The organism is uncultured Maribacter sp. (assembly GCF_963977385.1).
In the GTDB taxonomy this organism is placed as follows: domain Bacteria; phylum Bacteroidota; class Bacteroidia; order Flavobacteriales; family Flavobacteriaceae; genus Maribacter.
In genome coordinates this window covers 1-24,248 of record NZ_CAXBOU010000032.1, presented here as the reverse complement: position 1 = coordinate 24,248, position 24,248 = coordinate 1, and the positions used below count along the sequence as shown (strand labels likewise).

Genomic DNA, 24,248 nt, shown 5'->3' with positions numbered 1-24,248 from the left:
TTTCAAGAATAGCAAAAGGGTACAATGGGCATCATCAAGAAATCACACCCATTAAATACAATAATAAAACTTGGGCGCCTTTCTTTAAAAATTTAATGTTGGCTTTTATACCTCAAAAGTTAAGTACAACTTAAAATAGATTGGAAAGGGTAAAGGAAACTATATTTTCAGTTTTCAATTATTAGTAAAACAAAAAAGGATAAGATTAAAAAAATCTTATCCTTCACTATTTATAAATAGTAATCTTTCAAACTTAATCTCTTAGAATAATTTCTTCTTCAACACCACTAGGGTAAGTTAATATAGCAACATCGTTACACGTTCCATCTCCAAAGTCCACATTAACAGAAAGTCCATTTTTAGATACATTCATATCACCAGTTGAAATATAAGCACAGCCAATTTCACTTGATAATGCGGAATTAACAGTTACGTTATATGTATTTCCTTCATAAACCACTGTCCAACTGCCTTCAATACTATAGGTTGTAGATTCACCGAAGGATATAGTAAATGATTTTGTTCCATTATCAGAAATCAATGAACCATCTTCCATTTCTACAGTCAAATCGCTGGTTACCTGAAATGTTACTGAGGTCTCGTTAGAATTAGTGCCGAAGACGTATGATCTAGAACCATTAATTTTTAACTCACCAACGTAAAAGTCAACATAGCTAGCTGTAAAAGTACCTTCCACACCTTGAGTATCATAAGTGACTATTAAAGTGCCATTAACATTTTCAGTTCCATTTAAAACACAATTATTAAATGTAGCCGTGTAACCGTTATTGGAATATACAGCGCTATAGCACTCATTATTTGTAGATTTACCTGAAGCACCTGCACTTTCATACATGTCAAAAAGGGCTACATCTACACCACCCGTAATATTATCTGTTTCTAAAACTGCTTTTAACTCAGATTGGGTTAAAACAACTTCTTCATCCGTATTTGAATCATCACTACAGCTATATCCTATAAAAATTACCGTAAATATTAAGCTCAATTTTCTAATTGAAGATTTTATATTTTTCATATTTAATTATTTGTGGGGTTGACGATATAAACGCCAAATAGCTAGATAAAGTATTGAAAAAGTTAGAATTAACAGTTACTGTCAATAGTCTCTAGAGAAATTTTACAATAAAGAGTATAGAATAATAGTTAATATCGTATACGATATATTATATTAGAGGTATGTTAGTAAAGATTAATTTAAGAGATCAGGTACGTGATTATCTGTTATCTGAAATGGTAACGGGAAACCTTCGAACAGGCAAAACCATTAATTTAGCTGCACTTTCACGAGATTTAAACATCAGTGTTACCCCTATTCGGGAAGCACTAACACAATTGCAGCAAGCACATATTATAAAGGCTGTACCTAACAGAGGCTTTATCATTGCAGAATTAGATGTTAAAGAAGCTGAGGATTTATACGGGTTGGTAGCCAATCTTGAAGTAATGGCTATTGAAAATTCAGAATTTAACGAAGACGACATCTCTAATCTCAGAAAACAACAAGAAGTCTTTGAAAATGCCCAAGATGCTATTTCTAGAATTCAAGCAGATTTAGAGTTTCATAGATTGCTTACTAAAGGGTATGCAAATGAATTGGCATTGCAAATATTGAATGATTTAAAAACACGGATATTCTTTTACGAACATGCCTTTACAAATGATGATTCATTCTACAACAAATCTGACAATCAACATGAGTCAATTATTGCAGCCATAGCAGATGATAATGTTCCTACAGCTTCCCTCCTATTAAAAATGAACTGGATGTTAATATTGAATTATATTCAGAAGAAACTCACAGAGTAAGTTTCTTACTCTAAATCTTTAATTATTACTTCTGCAGATTGAGTAATTTTCTGATATCCATTATAAGCCCACCTACAGAAGAAAGCCAATACAACTAGCGTAATTCCAAAAACTATAAACTGTTCTGTTTTCAAACTAGTCAAAAACACATCTTTATTCGATATTATTTTTGAGGTTACAGGAACAATGAAAAACAACCCAATAAAACCAACACCAATACCTATTTGCTGTAGTCGCATAAGTCTATTCTTCGTTTTTAAGTAAACCCCTAAATTCTCTTTATAAGAACCATTCGATATATCAATATTTTTTATCTTTTTCAATGTTTTTAATACCATAATAGGTAGTACTATAAGATAAACTAGTGTGAAAACTCCGCAAATTTGTAAATACCATGTATCTAGTTTACCTAGGTTAAGAATTACCATTAATGCAATACAGAAGCAAATAAAAGCACCTATAGTTTCATAGGTTGTCACAGTTTTAAATTTGTTCCTATACTTTTCTTTGGTCATGTTCAATATTATGTCGTTCGTTAATTTTTTCTGTTGTTCTAATTCAGTACTCATTTGTAACCAAGCCGTTTGTAATTCTTCTATTTCCATGATTTAATTTTTAGTCATGTTTGTTTTTAGTTTTTTCTTTATCCGTGAAATTCGCGTTCCTACATTACTAGGTTGTAGTCCAGTAATTTGGGCAATTTCGTTATAACTTTTCCCTTCTAGCAATAGAAAAATAAGACCTTTATCTAAGGTATTTAGATGTTGTAAATGCTGATAAAGCAACCGCAGACGCTCTTCAAATACTTCATCTTTCGAATCTGTTTGTTTTATTAATACGTCTACGATATTAAGTGCTTCCGGTCTTTTCTTTTTTCTTTTTAATTGCGTTATTGCTGTATTCATGGCCACGCGATACATCCAAGTTGTTATTTTCGATTCTTCTCTAAAAGAATCAAAATATTTCCAGAGTTGGTATACCACTTCTTGAAATAAATCTTCTTGATCTTGTTTGTTATCGGTATAGACAGAAGTAACTTTGTACAGCAGAGCCTGATGTTTACGAATTAAATCGGTAAAGACTGTTTCTTTTGACATTTTCAAATAACTCGTTTATCCATTAGTATGTCGCTCTTCAAATTTGTCACACATTAAGCAAATTCATTTTTAACTTTAGGTAAATACATTATTAATGGAACAACATGAGGCGTATATATACGTTCGATTTAAAAAATATTCTGACATGCAATTTTTAAACAAGGAAATTGAGACATTGACAAAAAGAAAAAATACCACAGCACTAGCTAAAAAGCAAGTATCATGCGGTATTTTTCAAGATGTAAAAGACACTCCGGTCTTTGAAGAAAACGTTGTACTAAGAAAAGTATAATTCTAGTTTTTAAAAAGCGAAGAATCTAAGCCAGGTATTATATTCAATGCATTTTGATAATATAATTTTCTCAATACATCGTCAGGCAAGTTTAGTCCGTACATGGCCCAAAACGCATGATATTTCTTATAATATGGAAAGTACTCATCATTACTCTCTAAGACCCTAAAATAGGTAGGGAATTCTTCTGGTTTCCAGCTATCCTTTCCAAAAAGTACCCGATCTTGATATTTGATAAAGAAGGCCCTAGCATTCTGAGGTTGTCTACCCAATTCTGCAATAACAGCAGAAATACCAACATTCATATTTGGCATTTCATCTAACAGTTCTCCTAATTTTTCAAGGTTATTGGCATTCCATCCCATATGGGCATTAATAAATTTTGTATTCTGATGTTTCTTAAAAACATTATGTTGTTCCTGTATTATTTGCTCAAATGGTGCAGGATCTGTAGCGGTACGTTTTCTTCTTGGATGCGTCTTTAGCTCTAACCAGCGCTCGTTTTCAGAGTCCATTTTATCCCAAAAAGATTTTGGATCTGCGGCATGTATCAGTACCGGTACGCCCATTTCACCACACTTGGCCCAAATTGGGTCTAACCGTGGGTCATCGATTGCTAAACGATTACCATCCGCATCCTTATTTCTAAGTCCGAGACTTTTAAAAATTTTTAAACCTTTAGCTCCGTTTTTAATATCTTGTTCTAATTGTTTAGCCGCTTTTTTACCCCATTCCATATCCTTAGCTCCTTCAAAATCTACATTGGCAAATACCGCAAATCTATTAGGGTAGCTTTTATTGATATTGTCAACTTTCTCTTTGAGGCTTTCTCCCGAACCCCCACTTAGGTTAACCATAATGGCTTCATTCATTACATCCATATCAGCAACTAAACCATTTAAAGCTTCAACCGACATATCTCTTTGATGACTATGAACATCTATAAAAGGAAATTTAGCCTTTGTAATTTCATTACCGGGTACCACCAGTGTAGAAGTAGGGTTGTATTCTTCAAAACCCATGTCTTGCGCTATAACGGATAGTGTCGTTAAGAATAGTATAACGCTTAAGATTATTGATTTAATTTTGCTCAGACTTTTTTTCATTATTGATATTGGTTTGTGTAATTAACTTATGGTATTCTTCTTTGGTATCGATATCTATAAGTTGATTTTGTGTATCTAAGGAAACTATATTAATGGATTTAGCTTTCAGTAAATCTCTTGCTCCTTGATCGCCTTTTAGATGCACTAAATCATCATAAAGCAATTTAGGAAACAATGCAGGTACTCCTACCCTTTTCCCATAGTTTGTTGCAATTATTTTCGAGGTCTCTTTTTCAAATTGATTAATGATGGAATCAAAATAACTTGAGGTTAAAAGAGGTTGGTCTGCAAGGCAGATGAGAATACCATCGGGTTGAGGAATTTTTTGAAGTAATTCTTGTACGCCAAAAGCTATACTACTTCCTAACCCATAATACCAATGAGGATTGATAATCACTTCTACCCCATTTTCTATTATATTACAATCTTTCTGTATTTTTTCAGCATTTGCGCCTAAAACAACAAAAGTCGTGGTTGCCTTACTTTTTTGAACCGTTTTAATTGTTTCCAATAAGAAATTAGAATTTTTCCAAGGCAATAATTGTTTAATGCCATTCATGCGTTTAGAACCGCCTGCTGCCATTATCAAGATGGCTATTTGTACTTCTATTTCTTTCAATGGTGTATTTTTTGCTTCTTGTCTCTCAACATAATTGGCTCCGTTTTACGTATAACGGCTAATATTTCAGCAAGAATTGAAATAGCAATTTCTTGAGGCGTTTCTGCACCAATATTTAACCCGGCCGGACCATGAATATTTTCTAGAAAATCTAGGTCAATATCCATATCTTCTTCCAATAGAGAAGCTAATAATTTTTCTCTTCTTTTAGCAGGTCCTAAGAGTCCTAAATACATTGGTTCAGTATTCTTTAGAACCATTAAGTATTTTAAATCTTTTACAAAACTATGCGTCATTAAAAGAACAGCGGTGTTAGCATCTATATTCTCTGCTAGGAAATTTTCAGGTTCATAATTTAGTAAAGCATCTATTCCAGGGAAATCATTGATTGTTTTATCTTCTCTTGGTGTTACGGCAACAGTAACCTCCCACCCCATAGTTAATCCGAAATGCGATAATTGTACAGCATCATGTTCACCACCTAGTATTAAAAGCCGTTTACAAGGCTTCATGGGCTGTTCAAAATGAAGAGCTTTAGACTGCTCTTTAGTAGTAGAATTAAAAGCAAAACTTTGATTATTTAAGGATATAAACGTACCATATCCATCAAGGTCACCATACTCTTTCTGATAAGAAGTACTTAAGATAAAAGGTTTACGGTTATGAATTATGGAATTGAATTCAGTAATAACCGATTCATTTGGTTTAAATGTTTCTAATAAGAGATATAAAATACCTTCACAACCTAATCGATATCTTCCGTCATACGTCATTAGTTTGGCAATATTTTTCTTAAAAACGGATTGAGCTTGAAATAACACTTCTTTTTCAACACAGCCTCCACTAACTGCACCTATCATTATATTATCTTCCCGAATGAGCATACGAACACCAGGTCTACGATAAGAAGAGCCATCTAAATCTACTACAGTAGCCAAAACACATTTTATGTTAGTTTTTTCAGCGATTTGGTATTCTTTTATAATCCTCTTGAATTCGTGAGTCATTAAATACTGCTTTTATCTTATCTAAGTTAGCTGTTTAATAATTAAAATCAATCCTAAAATTAGACCGTCAACCAATGGAAATATAGCATATTTCAACATTTTAATACGTCTGAAATATTTGCTTTAACAATCTTTAACATTTATTTTATTATTCCCCATAATTTAAATAAACTTTGTCCGTTCTGCTACATGAACCTATAATTAATGAATATGAAAAATTTTTTAAAAACCTTCAGTGTGTTTTTTGTACTGACGCTACTTGTTTCTTGTGGTAATGCCGATGATGATGTAAACTTGGATTTGAACATTGGGGACGGATTAGGAAAAGGTACAGAAGTAGATGATTGTTTAGGATTAGAAGAAGGTGAATTGGTTTTATCAATACAAGAACAGTATACTACCTTACCTGGTAAAGTATCTGTTTTCTTTAGAGTTTCGGATACTAGCGGAAACCCAGTGCCAGGCTTAACAGCAGATCAGTTTACTATTTATGAACAAGGTAGAAATGATGATTGTTTTAAAACAATTTCAACGTCAGAATCTTCTGCTCGAATTTCACCCAACTCACAGATCTTTTCTAATAATACCTTATTGGTATTAGATTTAAGTAACAGTGTATTGAGTAGCAGTTTAGAAGAGTTAAAATTGGCATCTACCAGTTTTATTAATGCTGTTATGCCAAGCACTACGCAAGAATCTGTAAAAATGGCCATTTACTGGTTCGATGGTGAAGATGAATTACATCTATTAAATGAACTAACTTCATCAAGGGTAGAATTGACAACTGCAATTGATGGTATTACCGACGATATTAGTAATGACCCCTCTACCGATTTATACGGTGCAGTTATAAAATCAACTGATATCGCTTCAGACTTGGTTCAGACGTCAACTGCTGGCGGAAAAATTGGAGCTGCTTCTGTAGTAATATTTACAGATGGTACTGACCAAGCATCTCGTTATACTGAAGATGCCGCCTTAAAGAAGGTAAAAGAAGCAAATGCCAACATATCTTTCTTTAGTATTGGACTAGGTGCAGAAATAGATACAGAAGTATTGACTGCAATAGGTAAAACAGCAAGTGTATTTGCCCAAAATAAAGATGAATTAGAAAGAACCTTTAGAGATATTTCTGAGAAGGTTTCTGAAAGAGCAAACAGTTATTACTTATTTGAATACTGTAGTCCTAAACGTGATGGTAGTGGTGAAAACAACTTAGCTATTGAAGTGAATACCGGTTCTAGACAAGGTGCAGTACAAACCAAATTTAGTGCAAACGGATTTACAGGTGGTTGTGAATAACTAATTCACACTCAAAATATAAAAAGAAGCGTTAAACGCTTCTTTTTTTTTGTTTAAAAATTGAGCAAATAACGTATTGATTTTCATTTCGTTGAGGGCTTCAATCCTAATTCTAATCATTGCTCCTTAGGTATTGAAACGTCCGTTTATCGAATTGCCCCGTATATAAAACCGATTACACTATTATTAATTTAAAAAGTATAAAATGAAAAGATTATCCTTAGTTACTTTATTATCAGTAGCACTTCTTACATCATGTGTTTCTAAAAAGAAATATGTAGCCTTAGAAGATAACCTCTCTCAAACACAGAGTTCACTTCAAAAGACACAAGTTGAAAAAGAAGAATTAGAATCTCAAATGACGAAAATTGAAGCTCGTGTTGAAGAATACAATTCTAAAATCAATTCATTAAAAGAGATGAACGATAGTCAGTTCACTAGCGTTGATGATGTTGCAGTAATGAGCAACAACACGAAAGCTAAAATGAGAAATACATTGAAGAATGTTGATCCAGCTAAATTAGCCGGTGCTAAGACATTACAAGATTCAATGAACTTGGCTGTATCTTATAAATTGAAACAATCTATATCTGATGAAGGTGAAGATATCGATGTAAGTATAGATAAGACTGTAGTAATGATTAATATTTCTGATGAATTGTTGTTCAACACTGCAAGCTATAATGTAAGTAGTAAAGCGAATAAAATTTTATCCAAATTGGCTGAAGTTATTAAGTCTGAGCCAAGTATGGAAGTTATGGTTGAAGGTCATACTGACTCTAGAACTATCAATACACCAATGGTTAGCGACAACTGGGATTTAAGCGTAAAACGTGCAACTTCAATTGTACGTAAATTACAAAAAGAATACGGCGTTGATCCTTCTCAATTAATCGCTTCTGGTAGAAGTAGCTATTTACCTTTGGTAGAGAATGACTCTAAAGAGAACATGGCAATGAATAGAAGAACGAAAATTATTATCCTACCTAATTTGGATAAATTCTTTGCACTCTTAGATGCTGAAGATAATTTATAAGAATCTCGATTCTAAAATTAAAAAGGGGAAGCAAATGCTTCCCCTTTTTTTATGTTGATAATCTAAAACTAGATATGATTATTTATAAATCATTCCGTTTGGAACTTGAATTATTTCTGATTTCAAATTAACCAAAAAACCATTGATTACTGCATATTCAACCTTGCCATGCTTTTCTAAAAAGAAAGTAGGATTGATACCTGGTTGTAATAAAAGTTCTGGCACTTTATATTTTGGTCCGATTAAATGAAATGGGAAGGGTGAGTTAATCTCCTTAACCGGTATGGAGGCCATCCTAACAAAGCCATAACCTTGTTTTAATAGGTCTTTATAGTTTAAAGCTTTTACTTCTGCTATTGTGTTTAAAGTCTTCGGATATGCTTTCGCCTGTTTAATCGTATAAGCAGAAGCATCTAAAGTTTCATAACCATAATATGTAGATAGATCACCTTGATCTAAAATACGACTGCTGTACCAAAATGAATTATGTTCAGGATAGTCAACTTCAATCTGATTTATCCCTAAATCAAGCGTGTAATTTTCACCCATTAAATTGTAATTGACATCTGTAATTTTAAGGTCGAATAACTTTCTGTCGTTCTCAGGAATTTTTTCATATTCCTCAATAGAAATAGCTTCGTAAGATTTTTTGGCGATCGTGTAGATAGCCGATAATATGGATGTATAATTTAACTTTCGAATCTGCTGTTTTTCGATATCCTCTGGGTATCCACCAGACTCAATAAGGATTGTACTGGTTCCCCATTTTTGAATATTATCACCGAAAGCTCTTGGTTCAAAGTCATCATTATATCTACCCACTTGTCCTGGTGCATATTTTTGAAGAATATCGTTCATAAAAACGATAATTTTCATGGCATTACCACGAGTTTCATTAATATCCTTTTCATAATTATAGGCTGGCGCCAAATACGATATTGTAGCTGGTTTCTCGGTGCGCTCAGCATTATAATAAGTACTTTGATCATGAAGGTTAAATCCGAAATCAGCATCAAGACTATCACGCACTCTTTTTAAGGTTTTAGACTCTGGGGATTGCAATCGTAAAGCATCTCTATTGATGTCAATTCCTAATAAGTTTCTACGTTGATATAGCTCTGCCCCATCAGGATTTAGCATAGGTAAAAAGTGAACAGTCAAATTAGATAGTATTGCTTCTTTTTCAACTTTAAAATTGGGACTATCGAAGAAATTTAAAATATCAAAAATTGCTTGTGTAGCTGTCGGTTCATCTCCATGCATTTGTGACCAAAGAAAAACATTTGTAGTACCGGTACCAATACTAACAAGGCTCAAATCTTTACCGCCGATAGATTTACCAACAGTGTTTACTTTGAACTTTTCGTTAGAAGCATATTTATCAATTAAGGGTTGTATATCCGTTCTTTTAATACGTCTTTTTCCTATTGTAGTTTCTTTATAATTGTCGTAGGAATCATATAACTGCGTCGTTAAATTTGTTGATTGGCTCAATCCTATCATTGAGAATGAACATACTATGGCAAGCACTATTTGCTTCATGAATTATTCTTTTTAAATTATAATTTAATTTTCTGATGGATTTTTAGGTAATTCTTTAAAATCTAAATCCCTTACCGCCTTTCGTACATTTAGCATGAAATCAGGTCCTGGATCTGTCTTTTTGGTTCGGTAACCAGCATCTTTCTCTAACCCCAAAGGATGATTCTCAAAAAGGGTATACTCGTAATGGCCAATTAAGTAATCAATATTATACTTTTTTTTAAGAAATCGAATCAGCCAAATATTAGATTTCAATTGTGCCTTTGTCAGCGGTAAATCATCTGTTCCTCCTACGTTTTCAACACCAATAGCGCAGTGATTAAGTCCAATAACATGCCGTGCCATTGTTGTTTCTGGCAAAAGTTGATAAATGGTACCATCTCGGTCAACCATAAATTGAGAGGATACATTTAAACCACTCACATCTTTAATATCTGGGCGCCAATTGGGTAGTGCCACAGGGTCAAAAGCTTCAAATGATTTTTCAAAAGTAGGAATGACCGTCCAATGTAAAACAATCATTTTAGGAACAATCTGAGGAGTATCTTGCTCTAAGCCATATCTATTTTCAAGATATTCTAATGTTAGTATTTTACGTTCATCATTAAAAGTAATAGGGTGTTCTATAATCGTTTTTGTAGTAGTACATGATACGAATAGTAAGATTAGCAAAAGATAATATAATATAATTCTCATTTATTAATTTTTATAAACTATCCTTTAAAACAGCGTATTCAATAGTCACTTTTCTTCTGCCCCATTCTTTTGCCTTTTTTACATCTTCTCCCATATAGACGTCGATTCTGTTCTTCCATCTAGAATGCATTTTATCCTTTACAATAAATATACCTTCGAAAGTATCAATCTTGACCATTGTATTATAAATAAGTCCTTTATTTAATAAATCTCGAGATACGGCGATCCATTTTAAGCCTGGCCTTATGGAATCTCCCCATGCTGTTATTGCCGGATGTTCATATGACGTTTGATAAGGAAGTGAATTATAAGCTGTAGCGGTTACTTGTAAAGGAACCCAATCATATTTTTCATCCAAGCTTTTATCTACACAGCAAATTACTGTAAAGCTTATGAATACTATGATTATCCTTTTTATCATAACTACTAATGTAATTTATTTTCTAAAATTAAAAGGTCTGTATAACTTTCACTCCATGCCTCTTCTAATTCTTTGGGTACAGGCGTAAATGAATATGTTAGTGCACTTAAGACAATATCCTCATCACCATCGCCATCAATATCTGCAGAATCTATCAAAAACCATCTTGCCATTTTTGTATCTGCTAAAAGTTCTTGTTTAAAAGTATAATTACTACTGTTCACATTATTCAAATAAACAAAATTATATTCAGGGTGTTTCTCATAATCAGGAAAGGTTGCCAATAGCGCAAAATCTATATCTCCATCCTGGTCGAAATCTTTAGCGATAAGTCTAGTAGCACCATTCAAAGGGTAAAAATAAGTTTCCTTAAAATTATTTTCGCCGTCATTTAAATGAATTCGCATACCATGGTAAGGCTTATGTACAAATGATTTATCAGCATTATCCCCATTTACGGTAATTATATCATCAAACCCATCACCATTATAATCAACTAGTTCAAACCAACTTGATCCATATACCGGACTAAATCGAATTACTTTTTCAACCGAAAATTCTAAATTATCTTTCTGATATAAAATATAGACGGCTTCATCACCTTGGGCGGCCATAACTACCAAATCATCTTTACCATCATTATTCATATCTTTTGGTATCACTCTAATCGCACCTGGTAGATTCAATAAAGTTCTATTTTTATAAAAACCGTAAGAATCTTTTTCAAGTAAGGTCAATTTACCTCTAAGGTTTCCAAATTCACTTATGATAATTTCTTCAGAGCCATTTTTATCCAGGTCAATATATAAAGTATGTACAGGTCTATGCAATGAATCTTGCAAAACGGCCGTACTATTTCCATTTCTAAGAATAGATCTTCCTCGAGGAATTTCATTCGGATCCATGATACCCATATTGGTTACATAAACACTGTCACCAACTATTCTTGCATCTGTGATTGCAAGATCAAAATAACCAATGAATTTATTCTCTTTGGTCGCTAAGTTATATGAGGATAATTCTCCCTTTCGGTTACCAGTTAGTATTTGGTTATTTATGGAGTCTATTTTCAAAAAGGTAAATAAACTACCTTCAACACTATCTAACATAACTGGTGTAGCATTAAATTGATTTAAGACTGAGCCACTGGTTTCATTTGCATTATTGACCAAGCTATCAGGAGCCATTTCAATTATATAATTTTTTAAAAGTTCCCAATCTTTTTCATTGATAATAGGTTTACTAGGATAAACGCCTGATTTTATAACGGCCATTTGTTCACGAAAGGATAACTTATAATAAGGATGATTCTCTGAAGTTATAATCCCCATTCTAGCAGCCATATCAGGCAATACAAAATTTTCCCAAATGTCTTTGGGTAAATCTTGTATATCGGGTGCTATATGACAACTAGCACAATAATTCTCATATAAAACAACCTCTTTAGGTCGATTTTCTGAAGAACATGAAATAAAAAGAAATATAAAAGAAATATAAAAAACAGTTTTAAAACCCATCGGAATTATAATGATTGTATTTATTGCGTAAATAAGTATGGAAGATACCTATACCCTTAAAATCTCGCAAATGATAAATGAAGGCTTTTCTTTAAATTTGTAATGCTATGAAAAAAGACAAAAAACCAGATAATATTGTATTTAATGAAGAAACCCAAGAATACCATGGGAAACTATCACCTTTTGCAACAGGTGTCTCTGTCCCTAAAATAACTCCGCCAGATGTTACTTCATGGAAAAATACGCACATTATTAGTGCCAATAACCAGTTTAAGGCCGAATATGAAGCACTTCAAAAATCGTATAACGAGATGATGAATAATTTTGAGTACAATAATCTCGTGTACAGTGCTAAATTCAATTTTGAACCCATTGTAGGAAAAGAATATCATCTATATAAATCAAAAGATGAAAGCACCTTTTTATCACTTATATCGCCTTTAGAATGTACATTTAAACACTTAGGTAGTTTTAGGTTAACTTCTGATAAAACTTGGGAGAAATTATAAAATAGATTAAAATCACCAACTGATAAATAAAACATATAAATTAAAAAATGAGAAAATTTAAATTGCTCCTAGGTATTGTATTCATTGGAGTTATCCTATTTGGATATTTCAACTATCCTAAGCTAAATCTCATTTCTGGGTTTGCCTCTAAAAATATGGCTTCTAATGTTTTTATAGCCCATAGAGATCCTGTAGATGTTACCTTAAATGATCATGAAATGACGCTTATTAATTTGTCGGATTGTGAGGTCTCAGAGAATGACAAATCTGCTACTGCAACAGTATATGGCCTAATGCCTAGAAAAGCGGTTTATAAAGAAGGTATAGGTGCTGTATTAACCAACAAAGAGTTTTCAAAACATAATTTCGATATAGTTCCTAATCGAAGCATTAATAAAGACAGCCTACATTTTCCTTACGGCAATAATGGAATTATTGTTACACTGTTAGAAAATGTGGATTACGACAAGTTAGAAGTAGCATTCTCAAATGCATTTAAAGATCCACAAGAAAAAATAAGATCGTTATTAGTAGTTCATAAAAACCAAATAATTGGGGAACGTTATATACGTGGTTATTCTGAAGACACACCTATTTTGGGTTGGTCTATGACCAAAAGTATTTTAGCTACATTATATGGAATACTAGAATATCAAGGAAAACTAGATATAAATTCCGAACCCTTTTCAGAAGAAATAGGGACGAACAGTCAAAAGTCTAATATTACACTTAATCATTTGCTACGTATGCAAAGTGGTTTGGCTTGGGATGAAAATTATTTTAAAATATCCGATGTTACACGAATGCTATTCTTAGCCTCAGATATGACCTTGGCACAGCGAAATAATGAAGTTATTGCTCCACCAACAGAAGTTTGGAATTATTCATCGGGCACAACTAATTTGCTTTCTGGTATTCTGCGTGAGCAGTTCAAAACCCATCAAGAATATCTTGATTTTCCATATAAATCATTATTTGATAAACTAGGAATGAACTCCGCGCTTTTAGAAACTGATTTAGCAGGAAATTATGTATTATCTTCTTACGGATGGGCTACTACGCGTGATTGGGCTAAATTCGGACTTTTGTATTTAAATAAAGGAGATTGGAACGGAGAACGTATATTTTCTGAATCTTGGGCAGATTATGTTTCAAAACCTACAAAAGACTCTAATGGAACCTACGGTGCTCATTTCTGGTTGAATGCTGAAGGTAAATACCCAGATATTTCACATAAGTTATACTCGGCAAATGGTTTTCAAGGGCAACGTGTGTTTATTATACCTTCTAAAGATTTGGTTGTAGTACGTATGGGGTTAAAAGAGCAGACCGACGAACAATTTAATACGCTACTAAAAGAAATAATCGCATCTATTCGATAACAGGGTTAAAATTTTACCCTTTTTAATTCAATACCACACTTTAGCACAATTTCACAACACATTTCTCTTAGGTAGCAACATAAGTTTCTAAAAACTAAGGATCATATATACATTTACAGTGTTATAAAAAACGAATTAAATTTTTTCATTTTCATATAGTGTTCTCGTAAAAGAGTCTGACCTTCAACGGTTAGACTCTTTTTAGTTTCGGGAAATCCCAGTTTAAGTTTAAGTATTCTATAATAAAAAAAGCCAACAGCCAAAAGCTATCGGCCAAATACTAAATGAAGGTCACTGAGTGGAGCCGAAGTGATAACCAAATTATGGTAACCAATTATCCTTACCGAATTTTGGCTTCCGCTTTTCAAGAAAAGCATTTCTACCTTCTTTTGCTTCATCGGTCATATATGCCAATCGAGTAGCTTCACCAGCAAAAACCTGTTGCCCAACCATACCATCGTCGGTTAGGTTCATAGAGAACTTCAACATTTTAATTGAAATAGGAGATTTTTCTAAAACCTCTTGTGCCCACTGAAAAGCGGTATCTTCTAATTCATCATGTGGTACTACGGCATTCACCATTCCCATATCAAAAGCATCTTGTGCAGAGTAGTTTCTTCCTAAAAAGAATATTTCACGCGCTTTTTTCTGCCCTACCATTTTTGCTAAATACGCAGAACCATAACCACCGTCAAAACTAGTAACGTCAGCGTCGGTTTGTTTAAAAATAGCATGTTCTTTACTTGCTAAAGTCATATCACAAACTACATGAAGACTGTGTCCACCGCCTACTGCCCAACCTGGTACAACTGCAATAACCACTTTTGGCATAAAACGAATCATTCGTTGAACCTCTAGAATATTAAGTCTATGCTGCCCATCTTGACCAACATATCCCTTTTCCCCTCTAGCCTTTTGGTCACCTCCTGAGCAAAAAGACCAAATTCCATCTTTAGTTGAAGGGCCTTCTGCAGAAAGCAACACAACTCCAATAGAAGTATCTTCTTGTGCATCATAAAAAGCTTTAATTAATTCGCTTGTAGTATGAGGTCTAAAAGCGTTACGAACGTTCGGTCTATTAAATGCGATACGCGCTACACCATCACATTTTTTATAAGTAATATCTTCAAATTCAATGGCCGTTTGCCAACTAGGTGATTTCATAATTTCTAACGATTCTATTGTGGTATAAAGATAAGGGTTCAAAACCCAGCTTACCAAATGTGTAGACCAATCTAGTAGGTAGTAAACCTTAAGTAATTAACGCAAACAAGTTATTTATCTATTCAAATGAAATAGTACTTTCTTACAATTTCAGCTATGTTTACACTATAAACCAGTCGGCTTAGCATGAGACAAATTCTTTCTTCATTTATTAAATCTGTTCGTAAATTTTTAGCGGATAAATTAAATCAATATAACACTACATTACCTTATTTAATAACCGTTATTATTGCGTTGATTGTAGTTGTTGGAGGAATAAATGCATTTATAGAACTTACTGAAACCTTAAAAACAGAAGTTCTTGCTAACTATGATTCAGCCATTACAGACTACGTAATTTCATACCGCTCACCTACACTAACTTCTTACTTTAAGTTTGTTACTAATGTGGGCGATACCTATGGTTATTTGATTGTGTTAGGAGTTTTTCTGGTAGTTTCTTTATTCGTTTTTAAACGATGGAAATATGTAGCACAGGCAACTTTGGTGCTCGCTCTGGCCACAGTTTCCAATATGATATTAAAACGATTTATAGACCGTGCACGACCAGGTATTGAACACTTAGTATCTGTAGAGACTCTTAGTTACCCAAGCGGACATGCTATGAGTGCCATGGCTTTTTATGGATTCTTGATTTTTCTTGTAACAAAATTTAAGATTCAAAAGGTAATTAAATACGTATTGATAATCGTTTTGGTTTTACTGATATTAAGCATCGGAATAAGCCGAATCTATTTAGGAGTACATTTTCCATCAGATGTTGCTGGCGGATTTATTGCCGGGTTTATTTGGGTAGTTTTCTGTGTGTTGATTTTCGACTTAATAGAACTATTTAGACGTGACCCGCAAACATAAAACGTCACATAATTTTAATAAAATAATAACGTAGTCTAAGAGATAGAACTTTACGATTTTGATACTTTAGTACTTCGTAAGTTTTATCTAAAATACTCTTCCATATAAAAACAAATATGTCAACAAATAAAATTGCTTTAATCACTGGTGGTAGCCGCGGATTAGGAAAAAATATGGCATTGCGAATTGCTGAAAAAGGATTGGATGTAGTATTAACCTATCACTCCAATAAAGAAGCCGCTGATACTGTAGTAGCAGAAATTGAAAAGCTAGGTCAAAAAGCTGTAGCATTTCAATTAGATACGAGTGACAGTTCAACTTTTAAAGCATTTTTTGATAAAGTGTCAAACTATCTTTCTGAAACGTACAATTCAAAATCTTTTGATTATTTGGTTAATAATGCTGGAACCGGTATTTATAAACCATTTCTAGAAACAACAGAAGATGATTTTGACGAAATGATGAACATTCACATTAAAGGAGTCTATTTTTTAAGTCAACAGGCAGCTCCTTTATTATCAGATGGTGGCGGAATTATTAATATTTCTTCTGGTTTAGCTCGGTTCTCTTTACCTGGTTCATCGGCATATGCCAGTATGAAAGGGGCTGTAGAAGTATTTACTAAATATTTAGCTAAAGAATTAAGTGGTAGAAAAATTAGAGCAAATGTTGTTGCTCCTGGTGCTGTTGCTACCGATTTTGGTGGTGGTGAGAATAAGGAAAATGATAAGAAACGTGCTTTAATAAGTCAGAATACTGCTTTAGGTCGTGTTATTGAACCGGAAGATATCGGTGGTATCGTCGCTTTTTTGTGCACTGAAGATGCCCGTTGGATTAATGGCCAGCGTATTGAAGCTTCTGGTGGAATTATGCTTTAATATTTGACACTAACATAACCTAGACTCATATTAAGCAATAAGAGTTACAAATTCAGACTAGAGTGAACCTTACTTTTATAAAACTTGCCAATCGGAACTTTATGACTATTGATTAACATTCTATTACCTTCAATAGTATCGATATGTACTTTGGAGACTATAAAAGATTTGTGAACTTGAATAAACGTATTCGGTGAAAGCATTTCTAAAACATCGGATAGCTTTTCTCGTATCACCAAATTACCTTCCTTCAAAACAATTTTAGCATAATTGCCTGCAGCTTCGATATAGAGTATATCTGAAATTAAGACTTGAATATGTTTTTTATCGCTGTAAAAAAAGATACGTTCATCACCAGATTGTTTGGGATGTACACTAGTGTTATCTCGTTTAAAAATAATTGATTTATTGACTGCTTTTAAAAACCGTTCAAAGCTGAAAGGTTTCAAAAGATAATCTACAATATTCAATTCATAACCTTCAAGCGCATGTTCTTGATAGGCTGTAGTCACTATTACTTTTGGCGGATTCGTTAGTGTTTTTAAAAATTCAAAACCTCTTAGCTTTGGCATATTTAAATCTAAAAAAATCAAATCAACCGTGTTCTCTCTTAAGTATTCCAAAGCGTCTAAAGCATCATAGCAATGCTTCATTAATTTCATGTTGGGCAGCAAGTCACAATATTCTTTTATGATATCATGAGCTATGGGTTCATCATCTATAATTAAATATCGCGTCATAATTGCAATTCAAGTTGTGCCTTATAAATACCATTATTTGATGAGCTATTAAGTGTATATTTTTTGGGGTATACCAAATGTAGTCGTCGTTTTAAATTTTTGAGACCTATCCCCTCTTCTTCTGGAAGTTCTTTTTCGTCAAAGTTATTTTCAATCTCGAAAACCAACTTGTGACTATCAGCCTTTAAATTGATATGAACATAAGCATTTTCTCTTAAATTTTCTACCCCATGTTTAAATGCATTTTCTACTAGAATAATCAGTAATAAGGGCATTATAGTGCTATTCTCTTCAACTTGCGTATTAAATTGAATATCTATAGCCTTATGATACCTAATTTTATGTAACGCTATATAGTTCTGAATATACGCAACTTCATCTGCTAAGGTAACTGTAGTTTTTTCTCCTTCATAAATACTATAGCGCATCAGCTCAGACAATTTTAAAATAAGTTTTTTGGTCTTTTCTGTATCCTTATCTACTAATCCATAGATATTGTTGAGCATATTAAAGAAGAAATGGGGATTTACCTGACTCTGTAAATGCTGAATTTCATTCTTTCTCGTTTCATTTCTTAATGTCAATAAAGAAGATAGTTGAGAAAGTATCCAAAGTATACCAATCACCAAAAGAATAGTGTAGTAGATTATGATGATTACACCGACGGCTACAGGATAATCTTCTAAAAACACCACAGATTCATTACCTAAAACGATAAACTCATAGGCCATTATACCTAACGGAATCAGTATACTGATTAGAGCTAAAATTTTAACGATTAGCCAATTGTTCTTCTTAAGTATTGAAATCATACTACAAAAGTAGTAGAATCTAAATGGCAATAGAATTATAGTGATAAACGGTTCTGTTTCAGGTTTATAAAACGGTAAGGGCTTGACAACAATGCTTCGCACCGAGTTATATGTTTTATACCCCGAAAAATAGAGTCCTTATCACAAAAATTATAAAACCTATGTGTTTCTCTAGACTTTCGCCATCATCAAAAAACGAACAGTATAAATAAAATCACAATAAAAAAACAAATCATTCGCTATTTCAAACACATTTTCGCAACCATTATTTCCATATTACTTATCGGTACAATCGTTGTAGTATCATTACATGGTAGTATAGGGTATAGTACAAACCCAATAAGCACAAATCTTGATAATGAAGGACCATATGTATTCTATGAAAATGATAGTACGTTAGCCGTCAATTATATTAAAGGGAATAAAACCGATGGTTTTTATTTGGATGAAAAAAAGTATGACTCCGCTAAAGAAATTAAAGCGAGTTGCTTTTTTCCATTAGATTCCACAACGTTTCATTTCTCACTGACTTCAAAGTTTGAAATACCAAAAAGTACCTATGATGATAACGAACCGATATTGGCGGTCTCTGATATTGAAAGTGGGTACAAAACGTTTCGCGATTTTCTAATTCAAAATAAGGTCATTAATAAAAACTTAGATTGGACATTCGGGAAAGGTCATTTAGTACTTGTGGGTGATTTTGTCGATCGCGGTTATTCAACTACCCATGTACTTTGGTTTATTTATAAGCTAGAACAAGAAGCTAAGAAACATGGCGGTCATGTACATTTTATCTTAGGAAATCACGAACTTTATAACATGCAAGGGAAGTATAATTCAGCTTCGCACAAATATTATGGTGTTGCTTCCATTTTAGGTAAACAACATCACAATCTATACGACCAACAATCATTTATTGGGCGATGGATGGCCAGTAAAAATACCTTAGAGCGTATCAACGGAAATTTGTTTGCCCACGGTGGTATACATCCAGATATTGCAGATTATGACATTACAATTGACCAAGTCAATCAAATTAATCGTGCTAATTATTACAATTCTTACTTTCCAAAACCCGAAGAAAGTATAGAACAATTAATTATCTCTAATAAGAAAGGAATCTGTTGGTATCGGGGATATTTTAAAGATGATTTGTCTCAAGAAGAAGTAGAAAAAGGCATTCGTAAATTTAATGCCAAATCCATTATTGTCGGCCACACCATACAATGGATGCCAAAAACATATTTTGAAGGAAAAGTCATTGCCATAGATGTAAAACATCCGAAGGATTATAATAAAAATTGGCCTTCTAAAAGTTCAGAAGGACTATATATAAAAAATGATAAATACTATAGGGCTCAGGCAGACGGAGCTTTAAAAGAACTCTAAATCGTAATATATGTGGGTCATTGTAATCATAATATTGAGTCTATTAATCGTATAATACGTTTATAACTCCTAAATTTAAATACTAGATTTAACTTCAATAAATAATAGCATGAAACAAATTATCGCAGTATTTGCACTATTTAGCTTAATCTCTATTAATGCCGTAGCGCAAGAATTTCGTGGACTTGATAAAAGTCCGTTAGACAGGGTCTATTTACCAGATCATTTTGCTCACGACAGAAAATTTGCTCCTGAAAGAAATCTTGGAGAGTCTCCAATACTCAAAGTTGATTACAGCAGGCCTCAAAAGAATAACCGAGAGGTTTTTGGTGGCATGGTTAAGTACAACGAAATATGGCGTCTTGGTGCAAATGAAGCTACAGAGATAAAGGTTTATAAAGACATAAAAATTGAAGGTAAAATACTTAAAAAGGGAACCTATTCTATGTTTGCTATTCCTACCCAAGATCAATGGACAATAATATTTAGTTCTGACTTAGATTATTGGGGCCACTATAGTTACAATAAAGATCATGATGTTTTAAGAGTTGAAACTCCAGTGATACATAGTAAAGAATTAGTTGAGGAATTCTCTATACAATTTGAAGATTTAGAAGAAGGAAAAGCTATCATGTACATTGCGTGGGATATGATAAGAGTTGAACTACCAGTTAGCTACTAAAAGTTTTCAGTAACCAGCATACAAGAGTATTTGACTTTATATTTTAAAACGCCATACACCATTATCATTTAATAAATAGAATTATAAGGTAAGAGAAATAGCTACTTTTTTATCTCACTTATATCAATTCTTATTACAAAACATGAAACTAAAAGTCTGCTTAATTCAAGATAGTCCCGTTTTCTTTGATAAGGAGAAAACAATTCAAAAAATAGAAGACCTAGTTAGAACCTACTCGAAACAAGGTTGTGAATTAATTGTATTTCCTGAGTCATTTATTCCTGGTTATCCTAGAGGTTTTTCTTTTGGCGCAGTAGTAGGCAGAAGAACAGATGAAGGTAGAAACCTATATTCTGAGTATTATAAAAACAGTTTAGATTTAGAAAGTACGGCGCTGAAAAGACTTGAAAAGCTAGCTAAAGCTGAGAATGTTTACTTGGTCATAGGGATAACTGAAAAACAATCGAATAGCGGTAGCCTGTTTTGTTCCATGCTCTATATTTCCCCTACCGATGGCCTATTGGGTGTTCATAGAAAAATAAAACCTACAGGTAGTGAACGTATTATTTGGAGCGAAGATAATGGCGAATCTTTGGTGACCTTCAATACCAAAATAGGAAAACTAGGCGGACTCATTTGCTGGGAAAATTATATGCCTTTGGCGAGAATGGCCATGTACAAGCAAGGTGTAGAGATTTACATTGCGCCTACTGCAGATTCAAGAGAAGAATGGACCTCTACCATGAAACACATTGCTTTAGAAGGCAGATGCTTTGTTTTAGGTTGCAATCAGTTCTACACCAAGTCAATGTACCCAGATAAATACCAGCATCTTGTGCAAGATGAACCAGAGAATTTATGTCGTGGTGGCAGCGTAATCGTTTCACCGTTGGGTAAAGTAATTGCCGGACCTTTATTTGATAAAGCCGGTGCTTTAATTGCTGAGTTAGATTTAGATGAAATAGTTTCTGCCAAATTAGATTTTGACGTAATCGGTCATTATTCAAGAGATGATATTTTTCAATTTAATGTCGTAAACCAACCTGACATTAAAATTGAGGAAGGGTTTGATACTTCAAGAAATTTATAAATTTGGCGCACTAGTTGTAAAAAGAGAATTATCGACTTGTGACCTAGATACGTTAAAGGGAATGGAAGATGATTTCACAGATACACTCTTTACTACTGACTTGGTATTCTAAGTGAGCTTACAGTTAATAACTTCTTATAAAACACAGTAACAAGTACTTGACTCCAAAATGTGAAACAGCGAACTTCGTTATCATCCGCTAAAAGGAATTGAAACTCCTCTTAGCTCGCCGTTAGGCAACATTAGAAAAAAACTATGGAAATAAAAGAAAAGACACAGATTAAAAATGCATTTGACTCAATTTTGAGAGCTGATTATCTTTCTTTAGATGATTTTGTAGAGTTGGAAAATTTGAGCAATTATTTCGTGGACTTCTTTAATTCTATCGGCAGTATTTTACAAAAACAGGATAATTATATTTCAGGAAGAAGAGGTACTGGAAAAACAACGGCTTTACTAAAAGGATATTTTGAATGTTTAAAAACAATAGGAGGTAAAGAAAAATCTGAATATTTAGATAGAAAAGTACTTCCAATTTATATTGATTTAAGTAATTGTGGTGATATTTTTGATAAAGATAATTTTGAATTATTTGAAATACATTTCGTTCGCCAAATTATTGATTCTCTAGGCAGACAATTAGAATCCATATATGACGCTAAATCCTATGGCCTTTTTCGAAAAAATAATCCAGCAATTGAAGATTTAGAATATATTGAAAAAATATTGATTGAAGGAAAAACAGTTTTTCAATCTAAATCGACTGACATTACTGATAAAAACGCTTCTATATTAACTGATGAGGCAGGATTAAGTATTTCTCCAGAATCATTAGGACTTTCGATGAAGATTAAAGACGAAGTATCTTCTGAAAAATCCAAAACATACTCTCAAACTAAAGGTTTGAATGTTCAAGAGTTTTTAAATAAAATCAATGAGATTTTAAAAAAGGCCAAAATCGATTCTGTATATCTTTTCCTTGATGAATATTCTGATTTAAATCAAGATTATCAAGCAAAATTTTCAAAATTATTGAAAAGCTTTTTAGGTTCGAAAACTAATCTGTTTGTTAAAGTTGGCGTTATTACGGATAGATTTGATTTTGGAGATAAAATAATAATTGGACGAGATATATTTCCGATTCCATTAGATTTAAATGAACACGTAGAACGTCTTGGTGGTTTATCACCAACATTGAAAAAATTAGAAAATGCAATTCCTGACCTAATACAAAAGAGGCTAAATATTTATGCGGATGAAGTTTCTTTAGATAGTTTGTTAAAAGGAAATAAAACTGAAATCTTCGCTAGAATAGCTAGAGAATCAATTGGAGTAACAAGGACTATAGGTTTAATTCTTCAAAACACATGGAAACAAGCTGAAGTAAATGATTTCAAGTTTGGTTTATCAGAATTAAATTATGGTATAAGGTCTGCTCGTAAGACTTACCAGAAGCAATATTCTGGAGCTTTAAAACGAAAATTAATTCCAGGTTTTTATAATGATATTTGGAATGCCATAATGGCTAAAGCTGTTGCAGAAAAAAATAAACATCCAGACCGACCTGCCAGTCACATACTAATCGACCCTAATCGTAGTAAATATTTTAATGTTTTTAAAGAAAACTTTTTGGTTCACCTTTTAGAAGAAGGACGTGCTTCAAAATATGGTGGCCATTATGATTTGTATTCTATTGATTATGACATTTGTTTAGACCTAAATATCAAATACGCTGAAAATAAAGATGAATATACGGCAGTTCGTTTCGTGTATGATTCTGTTTTATCGGACTTCGATAGTTATTTTACCGATACAAAACTAAAAAGCTACAAATGTCTTGAATGTAATAGAATATATCAAGAAGAGGAACTTCCACCAGCCAAAGTGAAACGTTGTTTTGAAGATGACAGTAAATTAGAAGAAATCATACATCAAGAATTTGAAGTATATGGAGGAAATCTTGCGGAAGTAGAAGTGAAAATTTTAGGTTTAATTGCAACCTTACAAAAAGACGAAGCTATGTCAGCTGTTGAAGTTGCAAATGCAGTTGGCTGTAATAGACAAAAAGTTTCAGCTTGGTGTTCTAGAGTTCTTGAACCCAAAGGCGAAATAGAAATTGACAAAAGAGATAATCGAAATTACTATTACGGTGAAAATAACGTTGCCTAACAAAGAACTGAGGTAAAAAACAAACAAATTCTTCTTTAATCTGAGGCAATATT

The 24,248-nt window shown here is 33.0% G+C and carries 25 protein-coding genes; 12 read left to right on the top strand and 13 right to left on the bottom strand.

Annotated elements, in window-relative coordinates:
* Positions 1–253: 253 nt before the first annotated feature.
* On the bottom strand, positions 254–1,036 hold the full coding sequence (locus tag AAC084_RS21035; protein WP_339842263.1) for a hypothetical protein: 783 nt from the start codon (positions 1,034–1,036) through the stop codon (positions 254–256).
* Positions 1,037–1,197: 161 nt separating this feature from the next.
* On the opposite strand from AAC084_RS21035, the gene AAC084_RS21030 reads away from it, so the two are divergent.
* Positions 1,198–1,827, top strand: coding sequence for a GntR family transcriptional regulator (locus AAC084_RS21030; RefSeq protein WP_339842262.1), 630 nt, complete (start codon positions 1,198–1,200; stop codon positions 1,825–1,827).
* Positions 1,828–1,832: 5 nt separating this feature from the next.
* Here AAC084_RS21030 and AAC084_RS21025 read toward each other — a convergent pair whose 3' ends face one another.
* Positions 1,833–2,432: a hypothetical protein gene (locus AAC084_RS21025; protein ID WP_339842261.1), complete on the bottom strand. Its 600-nt coding sequence runs from the start codon at positions 2,430–2,432 to the stop codon at positions 1,833–1,835.
* 3 nt (positions 2,433–2,435) lie between these two features.
* A complete protein-coding gene (locus AAC084_RS21020) occupies positions 2,436–2,924 on the bottom strand; it encodes a sigma-70 family RNA polymerase sigma factor (RefSeq protein ID WP_339842260.1) in 489 nt (162 codons plus the stop codon).
* 94 nt (positions 2,925–3,018) lie between these two features.
* Between AAC084_RS21020 and AAC084_RS21015 the strand changes: the two genes are divergently transcribed.
* Positions 3,019–3,216 (top strand): hypothetical protein, encoded by a 198-nt coding sequence (locus tag AAC084_RS21015; protein ID WP_339842259.1) that lies wholly within the window; start codon positions 3,019–3,021, stop codon positions 3,214–3,216.
* Between the two features lie 2 nt (positions 3,217–3,218).
* Here the strand turns inward: AAC084_RS21015 and AAC084_RS21010 are convergent, their stop codons facing one another.
* Genes AAC084_RS21010 through AAC084_RS21000 form a run of 3 tightly spaced genes read right to left on the bottom strand, consistent with a single transcriptional unit; the run spans position 3,219 to position 5,948 of the window.
* Positions 3,219–4,322: an amidohydrolase family protein gene (locus AAC084_RS21010; protein ID WP_339842258.1), complete on the bottom strand. Its 1,104-nt coding sequence runs from the start codon at positions 4,320–4,322 to the stop codon at positions 3,219–3,221.
* Entirely contained in the window at positions 4,297–4,941 is a 645-nt protein-coding gene (locus AAC084_RS21005; RefSeq protein ID WP_339842257.1) for a nucleotidyltransferase family protein, read from the bottom strand. The genes AAC084_RS21010 and AAC084_RS21005 overlap by 26 nt, the downstream gene beginning before the upstream one ends.
* Positions 4,938–5,948, bottom strand: a complete 1,011-nt coding sequence (locus tag AAC084_RS21000; RefSeq protein WP_339842256.1) for an XdhC family protein — start codon at positions 5,946–5,948, stop codon at positions 4,938–4,940. Before AAC084_RS21000 ends, AAC084_RS21005 begins: the two co-directional genes overlap by 4 nt.
* A 210-nt stretch (positions 5,949–6,158) precedes the next feature.
* On the opposite strand from AAC084_RS21000, the gene AAC084_RS20995 reads away from it, so the two are divergent.
* A complete protein-coding gene (locus AAC084_RS20995; RefSeq protein WP_339842255.1) occupies positions 6,159–7,250 on the top strand; it encodes a VWA domain-containing protein in 1,092 nt (363 codons plus the stop codon).
* A gap of 205 nt (positions 7,251–7,455) precedes the next feature.
* Entirely contained in the window at positions 7,456–8,286 is an 831-nt protein-coding gene (locus tag AAC084_RS20990; RefSeq protein ID WP_339842254.1) for an OmpA family protein, read from the top strand.
* Positions 8,287–8,364: 78 nt separating this feature from the next.
* Here AAC084_RS20990 and AAC084_RS20985 read toward each other — a convergent pair whose 3' ends face one another.
* The 4 genes from AAC084_RS20985 to AAC084_RS20970 are packed head-to-tail and all read right to left on the bottom strand — an operon-like array spanning position 8,365 to position 12,462.
* Positions 8,365–9,828 (bottom strand): M14 metallopeptidase family protein, encoded by a 1,464-nt coding sequence (locus AAC084_RS20985; protein WP_339842253.1) that lies wholly within the window; start codon positions 9,826–9,828, stop codon positions 8,365–8,367.
* Between the two features lie 24 nt (positions 9,829–9,852).
* Positions 9,853–10,524 carry a peptidoglycan recognition family protein gene (locus tag AAC084_RS20980; protein WP_339842252.1) on the bottom strand — a complete coding sequence of 224 codons (672 nt, stop codon included), beginning with the start codon at positions 10,522–10,524 and terminating at the stop codon, positions 9,853–9,855.
* 10 nt (positions 10,525–10,534) lie between these two features.
* Entirely contained in the window at positions 10,535–10,945 is a 411-nt protein-coding gene (locus AAC084_RS20975; RefSeq protein WP_339842251.1) for a hypothetical protein, read from the bottom strand.
* A gap of 5 nt (positions 10,946–10,950) precedes the next feature.
* Complete coding sequence (locus AAC084_RS20970) at positions 10,951–12,462, bottom strand: VCBS repeat-containing protein (protein ID WP_339842250.1); 1,512 nt, start codon at positions 12,460–12,462, stop codon at positions 10,951–10,953.
* 107 nt (positions 12,463–12,569) lie between these two features.
* Here AAC084_RS20970 and AAC084_RS20965 point away from each other — a divergent pair, with 107 nt between their 5' ends.
* The gene (locus AAC084_RS20965; RefSeq protein ID WP_339842249.1) at positions 12,570–12,971 is read left to right on the top strand and encodes a DUF2452 domain-containing protein; all 402 of its coding nucleotides are present in this window, start codon (positions 12,570–12,572) and stop codon (positions 12,969–12,971) included.
* Between the two features lie 47 nt (positions 12,972–13,018).
* Entirely contained in the window at positions 13,019–14,353 is a 1,335-nt protein-coding gene (locus AAC084_RS20960; RefSeq protein WP_339842248.1) for a serine hydrolase, read from the top strand.
* Positions 14,354–14,674: 321 nt separating this feature from the next.
* Here the strand turns inward: AAC084_RS20960 and AAC084_RS20955 are convergent, their stop codons facing one another.
* Positions 14,675–15,517: a 1,4-dihydroxy-2-naphthoyl-CoA synthase gene (locus tag AAC084_RS20955; protein ID WP_339842247.1), complete on the bottom strand. Its 843-nt coding sequence runs from the start codon at positions 15,515–15,517 to the stop codon at positions 14,675–14,677.
* A 186-nt stretch (positions 15,518–15,703) separates the two neighbouring features.
* On the opposite strand from AAC084_RS20955, the gene AAC084_RS20950 reads away from it, so the two are divergent.
* Together AAC084_RS20950 and AAC084_RS20945 are read left to right on the top strand one after the other, a co-directional pair.
* Complete coding sequence (locus AAC084_RS20950) at positions 15,704–16,432, top strand: phosphatase PAP2 family protein (protein ID WP_339842246.1); 729 nt, start codon at positions 15,704–15,706, stop codon at positions 16,430–16,432.
* Between the two features lie 116 nt (positions 16,433–16,548).
* Positions 16,549–17,310, top strand: coding sequence for an SDR family oxidoreductase (locus AAC084_RS20945; protein WP_339842245.1), 762 nt, complete (start codon positions 16,549–16,551; stop codon positions 17,308–17,310).
* A gap of 44 nt (positions 17,311–17,354) precedes the next feature.
* Here AAC084_RS20945 and AAC084_RS20940 read toward each other — a convergent pair whose 3' ends face one another.
* Positions 17,355–18,050, bottom strand: a complete 696-nt coding sequence (locus tag AAC084_RS20940; RefSeq protein ID WP_339842244.1) for a LytTR family DNA-binding domain-containing protein — start codon at positions 18,048–18,050, stop codon at positions 17,355–17,357.
* The gene (locus tag AAC084_RS20935) at positions 18,047–18,862 is read right to left on the bottom strand and encodes a histidine kinase (protein WP_339842243.1); all 816 of its coding nucleotides are present in this window, start codon (positions 18,860–18,862) and stop codon (positions 18,047–18,049) included. The genes AAC084_RS20940 and AAC084_RS20935 overlap by 4 nt, the downstream gene beginning before the upstream one ends.
* Before the next feature lie 441 nt (positions 18,863–19,303).
* Between AAC084_RS20935 and AAC084_RS20930 the strand changes: the two genes are divergently transcribed.
* The 4 genes from AAC084_RS20930 to AAC084_RS20915 all read left to right on the top strand — a co-directional run bounded on the left by AAC084_RS20930 (position 19,304) and on the right by AAC084_RS20915 (position 24,195).
* A complete protein-coding gene (locus AAC084_RS20930) occupies positions 19,304–20,254 on the top strand; it encodes a metallophosphoesterase (RefSeq protein WP_339842242.1) in 951 nt (316 codons plus the stop codon).
* Positions 20,255–20,363: 109 nt separating this feature from the next.
* The gene (locus tag AAC084_RS20925) at positions 20,364–20,936 is read left to right on the top strand and encodes a DUF2911 domain-containing protein (RefSeq protein ID WP_339842241.1); all 573 of its coding nucleotides are present in this window, start codon (positions 20,364–20,366) and stop codon (positions 20,934–20,936) included.
* Between the two features lie 142 nt (positions 20,937–21,078).
* Complete coding sequence (locus tag AAC084_RS20920; protein WP_339842240.1) at positions 21,079–22,026, top strand: carbon-nitrogen hydrolase family protein; 948 nt, start codon at positions 21,079–21,081, stop codon at positions 22,024–22,026.
* A gap of 255 nt (positions 22,027–22,281) precedes the next feature.
* Positions 22,282–24,195: a hypothetical protein gene (locus tag AAC084_RS20915; RefSeq protein ID WP_339842239.1), complete on the top strand. Its 1,914-nt coding sequence runs from the start codon at positions 22,282–22,284 to the stop codon at positions 24,193–24,195.
* Positions 24,196–24,248 lie beyond the last annotated feature (53 nt).